Genomic DNA, 16011 nt, shown 5'->3' with positions numbered 1-16011 from the left:
AAAGGCCGGCGTGAACCGGCCTTCTCTGACTGCGGAGAACCGCGCTTTAGTTGTCGTATTCGCGGCAGGCTTCGCTGATCGATGCGCCGCTCTGACCGCCGCGTGTGTCGACGCCGGACATCTGCTGCGGCATGCCGGGGCATTCCATCGTTTGCGGTCGGCCGATACTCTGTGTCGTGGTCGGATCGACCGGCGCGACCTGCACCGGATACATACCGTTGTCACTGTTGGTGTAATCCGACGAATAGTTACCCGAACTCGGATCGGTCGAGCCGCCATTCGTCGGCCCGATCGGGTCGGGGTTCGACTGGGCAAAGGCCGACGATGCCATGCCGATCGCGAGCAGCGAAGCGGCAACAAGGGACTTGGTCATGAGGATATCCTCCTTTGATTTTCATCTTGGGTGGCCATCGGCTAACTGCCCGGCGGAATCATTGTTCCCAAATTTTGCGAAAAACTGCACGCGCGCCTTGCATGGTTACGCGTAAACCTTAACCGCCGAAGCCGCTGGATCGTCGCTGCTGCCTGCCTTAGGGACATGGTGAAACGCTAGAAAACAGCAGCATGAGGCCGCTATGTTCGTTTCCCCTCGTGAGGCCGCAGATCTCGGTCTCCAGATTGCCCTTGCACTCGCCCTGACGGCAAGCGGCATGGCAATCGCATCCTCTGCCATGGGCGGCGAGAAGGACGGTATCTCAGCGATCGACATCAGCCGCCCCTCACTATGGACCGCCATTCCGACGCGCATCGATCCGACAACACAGGCCTATCTGCGCGCCGACGTTCCGCCCGCATTGGAACTCGCCGACGGCGATGACCTCTGCCACGACCCGATCGGCCTTCGCCTCTCCTGTGATCTGATTGCCACATCCGGCACAGCGGCTTTTTAGGGGCGGGAATTTTGCAGGCGTCGCCTCTAGCTGCCGACGCTTGCAAAAGCCGGTGATTTGCCGTTTCATCGCCCGATACGACAACCATCCGATGCTTTTCCTTAAAGGATCCGCTTTTGTCCCTGCCGATGCCCCGTGGCTTCGAGAAGCCTTATGCCGCCTTCCTGTTCGATATGGACGGCACCATTCTCAATTCGATCAAAGCGGCCGAGCGTGCATGGAGCGACTGGGCAAGGCGTCAGGGGCTCGATGTCGCCGACTTTCTGCCGAAGATGCATGGATCGCGCGGCGTCGACACGATCGCCCGGCTGAACCTGCCGGGCGTCGATCCCGAACATGAAGCCAGGCTGGTGACCGAGGCCGAGATCGCCGATGTCGGCGATGTCGTCGCCATTTCAGGTGCTGCGGCATTCCTGAGCTCGCTGCCGCCGGATCGCTGGGCGATCGTCACCTCATCGCCTTTGCGACTTGCCCGCCGGCGGCTGGAGGCGGCAGGCCTGTCGCTGCCAAAATTCATGGTGACGGCTGAGGATGTGAAGGTCGGAAAACCCGATCCGCAATGTTATATTCTCGGCGCCGAACGCCTCGGCGTCAGCACGCAGGACTGCCTGGTTTTCGAGGATGTCGCCGCCGGCATTACTGCCGGCGAGGCGGCGGGCGCCGATGTCATGGTCGTCACGGCGACTCATCATGACAAGATGGAAACGCCGCATCGGACCCTGTCATCCTACGACGAGATCTCGGTGCGTATCTCGGCCGACCATAAAATGTTCATCGTCCCGAAGACGGTCGGATAAGGGTCCCTGCCTTTCACTCCGCGGCGGCGGCAAGACAGCGATCGATGATCCTGCCGATTTCGCCGCGGCAGGAGCCGCAATTGGTTCCGGCGCTCGTTTCCTTGCCCACCGCCTCGACGCTGTGGCATCCGCCGCGCACGGCGGCGGCGATCTGGTTGACCCCGACGCTGAAGCAGGAGCAGACGGTGGCGCCCGGATCCGGCCTGCCGGCGCCGGGACGACCGGCGACGAGTGCAAAACGTTTCCTCAGATCATCATGTGCGGCGGAGAGCTGCGAGATCGCCCAGTTGCGCGCGACGGCGACCGGCTCGCGAGCAAGGAACAATGCGGCGAGCAGCGTCTCGCCATCGAAGAAGGCGAGCCGGAGGTCGCCGGTTTGCCGGTCGGCATATCCCAGCGGTTCGATCTCATCAGGAATGGCGAAAACCGCCCGGCACCAGGCCGTCCAGTCTTCGACGGTCCGGTCGAAGGCAAGCTCCAGCCGCCAGCCGCCCTCGGCTTTCGCCAGCGCCCAATAGGCCGCGTCAGGTGTTACGGGTTTTGTTGCCGAGACGGCGAAACCGTAATGGCTGGCGGGGAAGGGCCGGACGGCGACAGCGACGTTCTTCGACGCCGGCTGGCCGGAAAAGGGATCGGTGATCGGCGCGACCACGGCGTCGATCCGCGCTTTTGCCGCGAACTGGTCGTTCCAGTGCATCGGCGCGAAAATGCCGCCGCGCGCCTGGCGATCGGTCACCAGCGCCCGGACGATCGCCTTGCCGTGGGGGCTGTCGATCTCGACAAGGCCGGCGCTCGATATGCCGGTCTCGATCGCGTCGCGCGGATGGATCTCGGCAAAGGGTTCGGCGATATGGGCGGACAGCCGGGCGCTCTTTCCGGTTCGCGTCATTGTGTGCCACTGGTCGCGGATGCGCCCGGTATTCAGCGTGAAGGGGAAATCGGCATTGGTACGATCGGTTGCCGGCGGTTCCACCGCGACGAAGCGCGCCTTGCCGTCGGCATGGTAGAAACCGCCATCGGCGAAGAAGCGGGTGATGCCGGGTTCTGTCCCTGCCGCCTGCGGCCACTGGAAGGGCGACAGCTCCTCGTAAGCGTCGCTCGAGATACCGGCGCGGGCGCCGATGTCGAAGTCGCGGCTGCCGTTGTTTTCGAAGGCGGACAGGGCGGCGTGTTCGGCGAAAATCTCGGCCGGTGCGTCGAAATCGAAGGCGGCGGCAAATCCCATGCGGCGTCCGACCTCGGCAAGCTGCCACCAGTCGGCCTTGGCATCACCGGGCATGTCGAGAAACGGCCGCTGTCTGGAAATGCGCCGTTCGGAATTGGTGACGGTGCCGTCCTTCTCGCCCCAGCCGAGCGAGGGCAGAAGCACCTGCGCGTGCCGGGCCGTATCCGTCTCTCTCAGAATGTCGGAGACGACGACGAAGGGACAGGCGGCGATCGCGCTTTCGACGCTGTCGGCATCCGGCATCGAGACGACGGGATTGGTGGCCATGATCCAGAGCGCCTTGATGCGGCCGTCGGCGACGGCGCGGAACATGTCGACCGCCTTCAGCCCGGGCTTGGCGGCAATCACCGGCGATTCCCAAAAGCGCTGAACGCGGTCGCGGTCTTCAGGATTTTCGATCGCCATATGGGCGGCGAGCATGTTGGCGAGACCGCCGACCTCGCGCCCGCCCATGGCGTTCGGCTGGCCGGTCAGCGAGAAGGGGCCCATGCCGGGGCGGCCGATGCGGCCGGTCGCCAGATGGCAGTTGAGGATGGCATTGACCTTATCGGTGCCGGACGAGGACTGGTTGACGCCCTGGCTGTAGCAGGTGACCACCTTCGACGTCGTCTCGAACAGGCGGAAGAATTCGCGAATCTGCATGGCCGGCAGGCCGGTCCGTTCCAGCAGATCGTTGATATCGAGCGCTGCGGCTGAAGCAAAGGCGCCGGCAAAACCCTCCGTATGGGATGCGATGTAATTCTGGTCGATCGCGGGGCTTGTCGCCAGATGGGCAAGCAGCCCCATGAACAGCGCCACGTCGCCGTCCGGGCGGATGGCCAGATGCAGGTCGGCGATATCACATGTCATCGTCCGGCGCGGATCGATGACGACGATCCGCATGTTCGGTCGCGCCGCCTTGGCGGCGGCAAGGCGCTGGTAGATGACGGGATGACACCAGGCGAGGTTGGAGCCGGTGAGCACCACCAGATCCGCAAGCTCGATATCCTCATAGGTCCCGGGCACGGTATCGGCGCCGAAGGCGCGGCGATGGCCGGCCACGGACGAGGACATGCAGAGCCTGGAATTGGTGTCGATATTGGCCGAACCGATGAAGCCCTTCATCAGCTTGTTGGCGAGGTAGTAATCCTCGGTCAGCAACTGGCCGGAGACGTAGAAGGCGACGGCGTCAGGCCCGTGTTCGGCGATCGTTTCGGAGAAACGCCGGGCGACCAGATCGAGCGCCTCGTCCCAGCTGGCGCGTGCGCCTGCGATCTCGGGATGGAGAAGCCGGCCGTCGAGATCGATGGTTTCGGCAAGCGCCGAGCCCTTCGAGCAGAGCCGGCCGAAATTCGACGGATGCTCGGGATCGCCCTTGACACTGACGGCGCCGGCCTCGTCGACCGTGGCGATAACGCCGCAGCCGACGCCGCAATAGGGGCAGGTGGTCTTGACCTCAGCCGCCATTATTCGGCCGCCATCAACAGGCTTTCGAGCGCGATGAACAGGGCGCCGTCCTCATTGCGGACCGGTATGGTCCGCACCTCGCCCTGGTCGGCGCCGAGCGCCTTGCCGGTTTCCAGAGAGATCACCCAATTGTGCAGCGGGCAGGTGACGGCCTTGGCATGCACGATGCCCTGGGAGAGCGGGCCGCCCTTGTGCGGGCAGTGATCCTCGATGGCAAACACCTCGTTTTCGGCCGTACGGAAGACGGCGACCTTGCCCTGCGGCGTCTTCACGCAGCGCGCGCCGCGCAAGGGAATATCGGAGATGTCACCGATTGCGATCCAATTCATGTCCATCTCCTTATTCGGCAGCCTGCGGATAGCCGATCGTCGCCATCGGCTTGAACTCGTGCTTGTCCTTGCCGGAAACACGCTCCGACCAGGGATCGACCTGGGCAAATTTCTGGCTGAAGACGAAGCGCTCGTAATAGGCTTTGCGCTTTTCGGCATCGCCCATGATCTGGCGGCGGATTTCCTCCACGCCGACGCGCTTGGCCCATTTGTAGATGCGCTCGAGATAGCGGGCCTGCTCGCGGTACATCTGCGTCAGCGCCACGATATGCTCCAGCGCCTCGTCCTCGGTCTTCACCAGGCCGAGCACCTCAGTACCCTTGATATCGAGACCGGCCGCGCCGGCGAAATGGATCTCGAAACCGGAATCCACGCAGATCACGCCGATATCCTTGCAGGTTGCTTCCGCGCAGTTGCGCGGGCAGCCGGACACCGCCAGTTTCAGCTTGGCCGGCGTCCAGGAGCCCCACATGAATTTCTCGATGCGGATGCCGAGACCGGTGGAATCCTGCGTGCCGAAGCGGCACCAGTCCGAGCCGACGCAGGTCTTCACGGTGCGCAGGCCTTTGGCATAGGCCTGGCCGGAGACGAAGCCGGCCTTGCCGAGATCGGCCCAGACGGCGGGCAGATCTTCCTTCTCGATACCGAGCAGGTCGATGCGCTGGCCGCCCGTCACCTTCACCATCGGGATTTCGAACTTGTCGACGACATCGGCGATGGCGCGCAGCTCGTTCGAATTGGTGACGCCGCCCCACATGCGCGGCACGACGGAGTAGGTGCCGTCCTTCTGGATGTTGGCGTGGACGCGCTCATTGATGAAACGCGACTGGTAGTCGTCGGCATATTCGTCCGGCCAGTCGCTGACCAGGTAGTAGTTGAGCGCCGGCCGACACTTGGCGCAGCCGCAGGAGGTCTTCCATTCCAATTCCTGCATGACGGCGGGAATGCTCTTCAGACCTTTCGCCTTGATCAGGCGGCGAACGTCGTCATGGCCGAGTTCGGTGCAGGTGCACATCGGCTGCACGGCGGCCGGATTGTAGCCGTCGCCGAGCGTCAGCGCCATCAGTTGCTCAACAAGGCCGGTGCAGGAGCCGCACGAGGCCGATGCCTTGGTATGGGCGCGGACGTCGTCGAGCGACGTGAGGCCTTTGCTGGTGATCGTCGAAGTAATCTTGCCCTTGCATACGCCGTTGCAGCCACAAATCTCCGCGTCATCCGGCAAGGCTGCAACGGCCGCCATAGGGTCCAGCGGCGACCCTCCCTGATAGGCCTGACCGAAGATCAGCGTCTCGCGCATCTCCGAAATATCGGTCGCTTTCTTTTTCAGATCATTGAACCAGGCGCCGTCGGCGGTCTCGCCGTAAAGCACCGTGCCGATAATCTTGTTGTCTTTCAGCACGAGGCGCTTGTAGACGCCGGCTGAAGCATCGCGCAGCACGATCTCCTCGCGGTCGTCGCCGTCGGCGAAATCGCCGAGCGAATAGAGTTCGATGCCGGTGACCTTCAGCTTGGTCGGCGTGTCCGCATGCACGAAAGCCGGCGAACGGTCGTCCGAGAGATGCGCTGCGGCAATGCGGGCCATTTCATAAAGCGGCGCGACGAGGCCGTAGACCATGCCGCCCACCTCGGCGCATTCGCCGAGCGCAAAGATATCGCCATCCGAGGTCTGCATGCCGGCATCGACGACGATGCCGCGATTGACCGCAAGGCCGGCGTCCTTCGCCAGGCCGACGCTCGGGCGAATGCCGACGGCCATGACGACGAGGGTTGCCGGGATGATGCGGCCGTCGTCGAGCTCGATGCCCTCGACCTTGCCGTTGCCGACGATCGCCTTGGTATTGGCCTTGCAGATGACCTTGATGCCGCGTTCCTCGACCGCCTTCTGCAAGAGGTAACCGGCGGCGGGATCGAGCTGGCGCTCCATCAGCGTCGGCATGACGTGCAGCACGGTGACGTCCATGCCGCGCTGGGCAAGGCCGGCCGCCGCTTCGAGGCCAAGCAGACCGCCGCCGATGACGACGGCCTTTTCGCGCGACTGGGCGGCAAGCAGCATCGCCTGCACGTCGTCGAGATCGCGATAGGTGATGACGCCGGGCAGATCCTTGCCGGGAACCGGGATGATGAAGGGCACCGAACCGGTGGCGATCACCAGCTTGTCGTAGCTTTCGGTGACGCCGTGATCGGAGGTGACGGTCTTGGCGTCACGATCGATATTGACGATCTTGTGGCCCTTGTAGAGCATGATGCCGTGCTTGATGTACCAGCCGTCACCGTGAATGATGATCTGCTCGTAGTCCTTTTCTCCGGAGAGAACCGGCGACAGCATGATGCGGTCGTAATTGACGCGCGGCTCGGCATTGAAGATCGTAACTTCATAGCGTCCGGGCGCCCGTTCGAGAAGGTGCTCCAGCATGCGCCCGGGCGCCATGCCATTGCCGATGATGACGAGTTTTTCTGTCATATTTCCAAATCCTTAGATCAGGTTGCAGCCACGGGCGCCGAGTGCCCCTGGCGCGACAATTGCTTGACGGACAGGTGCATCCAGACGAGCGAGATCGCGACGATTGCGAAGAGCAGCAGGAAGCAGCTGGACCAAAGGCCGGTCATGTCCTTGAGGAAACCGAAGGCGATCGGCAGGATGAAACCGCCAAGGCCGCCCATCATCCCGACGATGCCGCCGACGGCGCCGACGCTTTCGGGATAGTAGGCCGGAATGTGCTTGTAGACGGCGGCCTTGCCGAGGCTCATGAAGAAGCCGAGCACGAAGATGACGACGATGAAGATGACAGGCGTAATAGTCGTCGCCGGCAGCGACAGAATGAGCGTGGCCACGGCGGACACGGCCAGCATCGCATACATCACGCTGCGCGCACCCTTCTTGTCCGACAGCACGCCGCCGAAAGCGCGGAAGATGCTGCCCGGGATGGAGTAGGCGGCCGCGATCATGCCGGCGGTTTCGAGGTTGAAGCCGTAGACGCCGACCAGGTAACGCGGCAGCCACAGCGACAGGGCGACGAAGCCTCCGAAGGCGAAGAAATAGTAGAGCGAGAAACGCCAGACCTGAACGTTCTGCAGCGGCGCGAATTCCTCGGCGAAACTCTTGGAGGCGACGCTGCGTTCGCGGCGAAGACGGAAGGCCGGGTCATCGGTGGTGGTGAACCAGAAGACGATCGCCATCAGCGCCAGACAGACGGCCCAGATTTCCGCAACCGCCTGCCAGCCCCAGGCGAGCAGAACGAAGGGAGCGGCGAATTTGGTCACGGCCGCGCCGACATTGCCGGCGCCGAAGATGCCGAGCGCCGTTCCCTGCTTTTCCGCCGGGAAGAAGGGCGAGACGTAGGCGACGCCGACGGCGAAGGAGCCGCCGGCAAGCCCGACACCGAGGCCGGCGATCAGCATCTGCGTATAAGTCTGGGCGTAGGAGAGCAGAAAGGTCGCCACTGCGGCGGCAAGCATGGTGAGCGTGTAGACGAGGCGGCCGCCGTAACGTCCTGTCCAGATGCCGAGGACGATGCGCACGAGCGAGCCGGTGAGAACCGGGGTGCCGACCAGCAATCCGAACTCCGCCTCGTTCAGGCCGAGGTCCTGCTTGATGCGGATGCCGATGATCGCAAAGATCGTCCAGACCGCGAAACAGAGGGTGAAAGCGACCGTGGAGATCCACAATGCTTTGGCTGGTTCGCCGTCGGACATGGGCTGCACTTTCTCGATGACAGACATGGCTTCTCCGTGACCCGACAAAGGTCGGGCCGATTCATCGCTGAGGGTTAAAAACAAAAAGCCGCTGGTCAGGCTGCGCATGCACGAGGCGCGCGAAATATCCTGATCAGCGGCTTTGCTGGTGGCGCCCGCCGTTGGGCGCCGAATTTATGGTCTTCTGCGAGCGCCTGTCGGCTCTCATACTGCGCTGATCGCCATTGATCTGTGCGGTAATAGCCTTGCAAACTGCGTGCCAGTTTGGTGTTTTTGTTTTAAATTATTGAATTTAAACGGTATTTCTAAAATCCAGCCATCTGCTCGTTTTTGCGGCTGCCAAAAATCGTGCAAATCTTTTGTGCGTTGCGGTGATGGTAGGCGTCGAATTTTGCTGGCGTTTTGTGCAGGCCGGCAGGGGTCAGGTCTCATCGCTGTGGGAGGCGAAGGGCAGGGCGCTTTTGACGGCAAAGCTCGCGACATAGTCCGGCAGTGCCGTCGGATCGAAGACGTGGCCGTCCATGAAGCGGTCGCCCTCGTCATTGCCTTCGATGCGGATATCGGCGTCATCGGGCGCGTTTTCATCGCCGATCGCCGTGCGATAGAGATCCGGGCGGTAGGCGGATGCGGCGGCGCGCGCCTTGTTGAGGCTGGCCTCGGCCTGTCCCCAGCGGATCATCTGGCTGTAAATCCAAAGCGCATGGCTTGGCCGGGGATAATTGGCGAAGCCGGAATGGAACTGGAAATAGTCGGCGATGACGCGGCGGTTGCCCTTGGCGTCGAGGCTGAATTCGCCGGCGAGAACACGGCGGATGATCTCGACGGGCGCGGCGATATAGCGGGGATCGGCAAGAACTGCTGCCAGCGCGTCGTGATTGTCCGGCCGGTCGCACCAGCGGGCTGCCGCGTCGAGCGCCACGATCAGCCGGGAAACAGTCTCAGGATGGACTTCCGCCCAATCCGGCCGCATGCCGATCACCTTTTCCGGCGCCGACGGCCAGATATCCTGTTTGGCGGCGACGATGCGGCCGAGACCGCGCTCCGAGGCGACCATGTTCCACGGTGCGCCGACGCAGAAACCGTCGATGGCGCCCGCTGCCAGGGCATCCGAGGTCAGCGGCGGCGGCACGACGACGAGCTTGACGTCCTTGTCGGGATCGATGCCGCCGGCCGCCAGCCAGTAGCGGAATTCGTAATTATGCGAGGAGAAGGGGTAGGTGACCCCGAAGGTCGGCAGCGGCTCGCCGCGCGCTTTCATCGCCGCGATCGTTTTTGCGAGCGCGTGGGCACTATCCAGCGCGCTTGCCGTTTCCGGCAATCCGGCGTCATCCCGCATCCTGTCGAAGAGCCGCGTCGACAGCGTGATCGCATTGCCGCCGCGCCCCAGCGAAAACGGCGTGATCGTCGGCGAGGGATTGGAGCCGAGGCCGAGCATGGAGGCGATGGGCATCGGCGACAGCATATGGGCGATATCGAACTGGCGGAATGCCAGACGGTCGCGGACATTCGCCCAGGAGACGTCCTTGACGAGATCGAGCGTCAGGCCTTCCTTCTGCGCGAAGCCGAATTCCGCCGCCGCAATCAGCACCGATGCATCGACGAGCGGAATGAAACCGGCCCGCAGCACTTTCGGCCCTTCATTGTTGACATGCGCGGGCGAGGGCAGCTCGCCGCCTGATTTGGCGGTCTTCGTCATCATATCCACTCCGGTTTCCTCCGGAAATTTAAGAAGCCTGCCGTCACATCAAAAGTCCCGCGGCGGTGACGACGCTCTGGGCGATTTCCGACATCTTCTTCTTTTCGTTCATCGCCGTCTGGCGCAGCAGCGCGAAGGCCTCTTCCTCCGACAGGCCGCGCATCTTCATCAAGATGCCCTTGGCGCGCTCGATGAGCTTGCGTTCTTCCAGCGCCGAGCGTGCATCGGCAAGTTCCCGCCGCAGCCGGTTGAAGGCATTGAAGCGGCTGACGGCCATGTCGAGGATCGGTTTGACGCGTTCCTTCTTCAATCCGTCGACGATATAGGCCGAGACGCCGGCATCGACGGCAGCCTCGATCGAGGCCGTGTCGGAGCGGTCGACGAACATGGCGATCGGGCGGCTGACCGTGCGCGTCAGCTGGAACAGATGCTCCATCATGTCACGATTCGGGTTTTCGATATCGATGATGATCACGTCGGGCATCAGCGTTTCGATGGTGCGCGCGATGCCGTTGACCTCATGCACCACGGTGACGCGCGCATGCCCTGCCTCGCGCAGCCCTTCTTCGATGATCGAGGCGCGTATGGCATTTTCGTCGATCACCAGAATTGTCAGATCGAGATGCGTCATGCTCTATTTATGACGCGCTGCAGCAATTCTGGCAAGGTGCAAGCCTCAAAAATGTGCATACATTAGTGTGCCTAAAAATTGATCAAATTGCCGAACTTTCGGGCTGCGGCGCTGTCAAGAAGGCGGATGCGGATAGCGCATTTTCCGGTCCGTCACCGCTTGAGCAAGTGCTCCGTTTCGGCGAAAAGGCGTGACGCTCTTCGACCTCGATCTTTTGAGGGAGAGAAGCGCCTGATCTTGAGGGCAGGAGGGCAAGTTTATTGGCCACCAGCGAATTTCATCCGATCGAGCGGGCCGGGGATGACGGGCTTGCGGCGCGGGCACTGCGGGCGATCGAGGCGGTTCTCGGCGTTGCCGCAGCACTCGTTCTCGCCGTGCTGCTCTTCATGGTGCTCGTCACCGTCTGCCTGCGCTATTTCTTCGGCACCGGCTTCATCGGCGCCGAGGATCTCGGCGTCTGGCTGCATGTGGGTCTGATCGCGCTCGGCGCGCCGCTCAGCCTCAACAGTGCGCTTGCCATGCGCCTCGACGTTTTCGTCAGGATGCTGCCGGAAGGCCTGCAGAAGGCGACGCGGATCGGCGCGGATATTTTCACCGTGCTTTCGGCGCTGATCCTCGCCTTCGGCGGCCGGGAGATCATGACGATGCTCGGCGGCGTCTCGCCGACGCTCGGCCTGCCGGAATGGATCCGCTTCGGCTTCCTCGGCGCCGGTGGTGCGCTGATCCTCATTGTGCTGCTTCTGCAGCGCGTCGCCGAAGGCCGGGTCCTGCCGGTTGCTCTTTCGCTGGCCCTCGGCATCGCGCTCTATGCCGGCATCCCGCATATCTCGCTCGATCTTAACTGGCCGCCGAGCATCTTCCTCGGGCTGATCGCGGCGATCGGTCTGGTGCTTGGCGCGCCGCTGCCGCACGCTTTTCTCGCCGCAGCCTATGCCGCCATCGCCTTCGGCAGCAGCCTGCCGGAGCCGGCGATCGTTTCTTCGACCGTTACCGGCATATCGAAATTCCTGCTGCTTGCCATTCCCTTCTTCCTGCTCGCCGGCGGCCTGCTGACGGCGTCGGGCGTCGCCAACCAGCTCGTGCGCTTCGCCGCCGCCATGGTCGGCCATCGCCGGGCCGGGCTGGCGCAGACGACGCTTCTGACCAGCGTTCTCTTTTCCGGCGCTTCCGGCTCCTCGGTGGCCAATGCCGCCTTCGGCGCATCGACCTTCCAGCCGGAACTGGTCAAACACGGATATCCTCAGGCGCAGGCGGCGGCGATCATCGCCTCGACATCGGTTCTCGACAACATCATCCCGCCGTCGATCGCCTTTCTCATCCTCGCCTCGGCGACCAATCTTTCCGTCGGCGCGCTGCTGGTCGGCGGCTTTTTCGCCGGCGGGCTGATGGCCATATGCCTGGCGGTCGCCATCCATCTGACCGTACGTGAGCAGGCGCCCTTGCCGCGGGCCAGCGCGAGACAGCGCTGGCAATCGGCGGTCCAGGCGATCCCCGCCTTCGGGCTCGGCATCATCGTCGTCGTCGGCATCCGCATCGGCATCGTCACGACGACCGAGGCGGCCGCACTCGCGGCTTTCTACACGCTGCTGCTCGGCATCGGCGCGCGGCTCGGCATCCTCTCGCTCTATGCCGCCTTCCGTCAGGCGGCGGTCGAGGCGGCGGCGATCGGCCTCCTGATCGGCACGGCAGGCCCTTTCGCCTTCCTGCTGGCGGTCGACGACGTGTCTTCGCTGATCTCGCATCTGACGACGGCGCTCGGCGGCAGCGCGCTGGCCGTCATCCTTTTGTCGAACATCATTCTGCTCGCCGTCGGTCTCGTTCTCGATATCGGCGCCGCGATCCTGCTCTTCGGCCCGATCCTGCTGCCGGCAGCGGTTGCCGCCGGCATCGATCCCATCCAGTTCGGCGTCATCATCGTCGTCAACCTGATGATCCACGGACTGACGCCGCCGCTCGGCATGCTGATCTTCGTCGTCAGCGGCGTCACCCGCATTCCCGCCTCGGAACTCTTCCGGGCGGTGGTTCCCTATCTGCTCGCCCTTCTGGTCTCGCTCGCAATCCTCTGCGCCTGGGCCATCATTTTCTAATCAACAGGACAATCCCATGGATAATCTCAACCGCCGCAATTTCCTGAAAACCGCAGCACTCGCCGGAACGGCGCTCGCAGCACCCGCCTTCGTCCGCACGGCTGCCGCCCGCACGACGACGATCACGATCGCCTCGCTGCTCGGCGACGACAAGCCGGAAACGAAGATCTGGCTGAAGATCGGCGAGCTGGTCGAAGCCAAGCTTCCCGGCCAGTTCAAGTTCAATATCGTCAGGAACGGTGCGCTCGGCGGCGAGAAGGAGGTCGCCGAGGGCGTGCGCCTCGGTTCGATCCAGGCGAGCCTGTCGACCGTCTCGTCGCTTTCCGGCTGGGCGCCGGAACTGCAGATCCTCGATCTGCCTTTCCTCTTCCGCGATGCCGACCATGTCCGCAGGACCGTCGGCGGCGATGTCGGCGCCGATCTCAAGCAGAAGCTGAAGGCGCAGAATTTCGTCGTCGGCGACTTCATCAATTACGGCGCCCGTCATCTCCTGACCAAGGAACCGGTGACACGGCCCGAGCAGCTCAAGGGCAAGCGCATCCGTGTCATCCAGAGCCCGCTGCACACCAAGCTCTGGAGCGCATTCGGCACCACGCCGATCGGCATTCCGATCACCGAGACCTACAATGCGCTCGCAACCGGCGTCGCCGATGCGATGGACCTGACCAAATCTGCCTACGCAGGCTTCAAGCTCTATGAGGTCGTGCCTGATATGACCGAGACCGGCCACATCTGGGCATCAGGCGTCATCTATTATGCCTCGACCTTCTGGGCCGGCCTGAACGACGAACAGAAGGCCGTCTTCCAGCAGGCTTCCAGCGAGGGTGCGGCCTATTTCAATCAGCTGATCGTCGACGACGAGGCCAAGTCCGTCGAGACGGCGCTTGGCCATGGCGGAAAGCTGTTGAAGCCGGAAGTCTTCGAGGAATGGCAGAAGGGCGCCCAGGGTGTCTGGGCCGATTTCGCCCCTGTTGTCGGCGGCATCGACCGGATCAAAGCCGTTCAGGCGGCCTGAAGCGGGAGAGGAACGGACCCCTGATGTTTCCGATAGGGCCGATTGAAAAATCGGCCCCATCGTCGCTCGGATGCATCGGAAAAATAATGCCGCCGCAGGCCTGAAATCGAAAGAGCATGCCTTCGGTGATCGTGGTATATGACTTACTTAAAATCCTGGAATGGGAAGTCTTTACCTTCGGCCGGTGCGATCCTGTTGACCGCAATCTCGAGACCGCTTCCGGCGGACGGATCCCATGGCCTCGATTTGAAACAAACGACATTGAACACAAGGCTTTGGAGGGCCGACCATGAGCTTACGCATCAACGATATTGCTCCAGATTTTACTGCCGACACCACCCAGGGACCGATCAGCTTCCATGAGTGGATCGGCAATGGCTGGGCCGTCCTGTTCTCGCATCCGAAGAATTTCACGCCGGTCTGCACGACCGAGCTCGGCGCGATGGCCGGGCTGGCGGGAGACTTTTCCAAGCGTGGCGCCAAGATCATCGGCATCTCCGTCGATCCCGTCGAAAGCCATGCCAAATGGAAGAACGACATCAAGACCGCCACCGGCTTCGACGTCGAATATCCTCTGATCGGCGACAAGGACCTCAAGGTCGCCAAGCTCTACGACATGCTGCCGGCCGGCGCCGGCGAGAGCTCGGAAGGCCGCACGCCCGCCGATAACGCGACGGTGCGTTCGGTTTTCATCATCGGCCCGGACAAGAAGATCAAGCTGATCCTCACCTATCCGATGACGACAGGCCGCAATTTCAACGAGATCCTGCGCGCCATCGACTCCATCCAGCTGACGGCCAAGCACCAGGTGGCGACACCGGCGAACTGGAACCAGGGCGAGGACGTCATCATCACCGCTGCGGTTTCCAACGAAGACGCGATCACGCGTTTCGGCTCCTTCGATACGGTTCTGCCTTATCTCCGCAAGACGAAGCAGCCGACGGCCTGACTGCTGTTTTCAAAACTTTCCTGAAGCTGCCGCGGCCACCTGGCCCGGCGGCTTTTTCGTGCGGGCATTGCGGAAATGGGAAGCTTCGCGCCTTGATCGGTGGTATCTAATGCATGTCGCCCGGAAGTGTGCATGCGGTTCCGGGATAACGGCATGCATCAAAACAAAGAGCTAAAGCGCGTTGCATGAATCCAATTTGATGCGACGCGTTTTAGCATCAGCGTTGCGATGGAAGTCGAACCTGCTGAGATCCGATGATAGGGCGAAAGCGTCAGTCCGGCATGGGGAAGAGATCGGCGAAGGCCATGCTTTCGCTCTGCTTTCTATTTTCCGCCGCAGCCGCCGGAAAGGCCCAGCCGGAAGTAAGCGCCGCGGAGCCGGCCTGCCTCTATTCCGGGCCTTCGGCGTCGGGATCGGGTGAGGCGCTCTGCATCCGCAAGGACAGTTTCAATCGCGACCTTTGCGCCGCGATCGAGCATTTCGCCGGCGCCAATCGATTGCCGCCGGATTATTTCGCCCGCCTCATCTGGCGCGAAAGCACCTTTCGCCCTGATGCCCTCAGCTTCAAAGGCGCACAGGGGATTGCGCAGTTCATGCCGGGAACGGCGAAACTGCGCGGCCTCGAAGACAGCTACCAGGTGCTGGAAGCGCTGCGGAAATCGGCGCAATATCTCGATGAATTGCGCAATCGTTTCGGCAATCTCGGCCTTGCCGCCGCCGCCTATAATGCCGGCGAAAACGGTCTTGCTTCTTACCTAACGTCAGGGAGATTACCTTACGAGACGCGCAGCTACGTCATGGCAATCACCGCCCATACGGTGGAGGAGTGGAAGGACAATCCGCCGGAAGATGCGGCAGCCCCGCTCGACAAGGACAAGCCCTTCGTCGATGGCTGCGTGGCGCTTGCCGAACGCCGGATATTGAAGGAGGCGCCCTGGCGTCCGGAAGGCGATTGGGCGCCCTGGGGCGTCCAGCTTGCCGCGAACGCCAATGTCGCGGTCGCCCGGCGCATGTTTCTCGATGCCGTTGAAGATCTGCCTGCGCCGCTCAATGCGGAGCAGCCGCTGATCCTGCGCCAGCGCGATCGCAGCTTCGGCTTTCGCCCGCGTTATGCCGCCCGCATCGGCCGGCAGACGCGCCTGGAAGCCAACGACCTCTGCAACCAGATCCGCAAGCACGGCGGCACCTGCCTTGTTTTCAAAAATCAATAGCGGGGCCGCCATCCTTGGCGAAAACTCTGCTTGCAGGATCGC

The 16011-nt window shown here is 62.7% G+C and carries 13 protein-coding genes; 6 read left to right on the top strand and 7 right to left on the bottom strand.

Annotation, left to right across the window (positions count from 1 at the left end; genetic code table 11):
* Positions 1-46: 46 nt before the first annotated feature.
* Entirely contained in the window at positions 47-373 is a 327-nt protein-coding gene (locus tag QMO80_RS03930; protein WP_283198968.1) for a hypothetical protein, read from the bottom strand.
* Between the two features lie 202 nt (positions 374-575).
* Here QMO80_RS03930 and QMO80_RS03925 point away from each other — a divergent pair, with 202 nt between their 5' ends.
* Positions 576-890 carry a hypothetical protein gene (locus tag QMO80_RS03925; protein WP_283198967.1) on the top strand — a complete coding sequence of 105 codons (315 nt, stop codon included), beginning with the start codon at positions 576-578 and terminating at the stop codon, positions 888-890.
* Between the two features lie 116 nt (positions 891-1006).
* Positions 1007-1687: an HAD family hydrolase gene (locus QMO80_RS03920; RefSeq protein ID WP_283198966.1), complete on the top strand. Its 681-nt coding sequence runs from the start codon at positions 1007-1009 to the stop codon at positions 1685-1687.
* A 13-nt stretch (positions 1688-1700) separates the two neighbouring features.
* On the opposite strand, the gene QMO80_RS03915 is transcribed toward QMO80_RS03920, so the two are convergent.
* The 6 genes from QMO80_RS03915 to QMO80_RS03890 form a co-directional block, all read right to left on the bottom strand.
* Positions 1701-4358: a nitrate reductase gene (locus tag QMO80_RS03915; protein WP_283198965.1), complete on the bottom strand. Its 2658-nt coding sequence runs from the start codon at positions 4356-4358 to the stop codon at positions 1701-1703.
* Positions 4358-4693, bottom strand: a complete 336-nt coding sequence (gene nirD / locus QMO80_RS03910; protein ID WP_116429614.1) for a nitrite reductase small subunit NirD — start codon at positions 4691-4693, stop codon at positions 4358-4360. Before nirD ends, QMO80_RS03915 begins: the two co-directional genes overlap by 1 nt.
* A gap of 4 nt (positions 4694-4697) precedes the next feature.
* Entirely contained in the window at positions 4698-7148 is a 2451-nt protein-coding gene (gene nirB, locus QMO80_RS03905; protein WP_283198964.1) for a nitrite reductase large subunit NirB, read from the bottom strand.
* 17 nt (positions 7149-7165) lie between these two features.
* Positions 7166-8407 (bottom strand): nitrate/nitrite transporter, encoded by a 1242-nt coding sequence (locus QMO80_RS03900; RefSeq protein WP_283198963.1) that lies wholly within the window; start codon positions 8405-8407, stop codon positions 7166-7168.
* A 394-nt stretch (positions 8408-8801) separates the two neighbouring features.
* Positions 8802-10085: a CmpA/NrtA family ABC transporter substrate-binding protein gene (locus tag QMO80_RS03895; RefSeq protein ID WP_283198962.1), complete on the bottom strand. Its 1284-nt coding sequence runs from the start codon at positions 10083-10085 to the stop codon at positions 8802-8804.
* A 34-nt stretch (positions 10086-10119) separates the two neighbouring features.
* On the bottom strand, positions 10120-10707 hold the full coding sequence (locus tag QMO80_RS03890) for an ANTAR domain-containing response regulator (protein WP_037092785.1): 588 nt from the start codon (positions 10705-10707) through the stop codon (positions 10120-10122).
* A 260-nt stretch (positions 10708-10967) separates the two neighbouring features.
* On the opposite strand from QMO80_RS03890, the gene QMO80_RS03885 reads away from it, so the two are divergent.
* The 4 genes from QMO80_RS03885 to QMO80_RS03870 all read left to right on the top strand — a co-directional run bounded on the left by QMO80_RS03885 (position 10968) and on the right by QMO80_RS03870 (position 15969).
* Positions 10968-12794: a TRAP transporter large permease subunit gene (locus QMO80_RS03885; protein WP_283198961.1), complete on the top strand. Its 1827-nt coding sequence runs from the start codon at positions 10968-10970 to the stop codon at positions 12792-12794.
* Between the two features lie 16 nt (positions 12795-12810).
* Positions 12811-13809 (top strand): TRAP transporter substrate-binding protein, encoded by a 999-nt coding sequence (locus QMO80_RS03880; RefSeq protein ID WP_283198960.1) that lies wholly within the window; start codon positions 12811-12813, stop codon positions 13807-13809.
* Between the two features lie 289 nt (positions 13810-14098).
* Positions 14099-14758: a peroxiredoxin gene (locus QMO80_RS03875; protein WP_049734242.1), complete on the top strand. Its 660-nt coding sequence runs from the start codon at positions 14099-14101 to the stop codon at positions 14756-14758.
* A 254-nt stretch (positions 14759-15012) separates the two neighbouring features.
* Positions 15013-15969, top strand: coding sequence for a lytic transglycosylase domain-containing protein (locus QMO80_RS03870; RefSeq protein WP_369685931.1), 957 nt, complete (start codon positions 15013-15015; stop codon positions 15967-15969).
* The last annotated feature ends 42 nt before the right edge of the window (positions 15970-16011 follow it).

The sequence above is a fragment of the Rhizobium sp. BT03 genome, from assembly GCF_030053155.1.
Classification (GTDB): Bacteria; Pseudomonadota; Alphaproteobacteria; order Rhizobiales; family Rhizobiaceae; genus Rhizobium.
The sequence above is the reverse complement of the archived record's forward strand: the minus strand, read 5'-3'. Positions and strand labels throughout refer to the sequence as shown.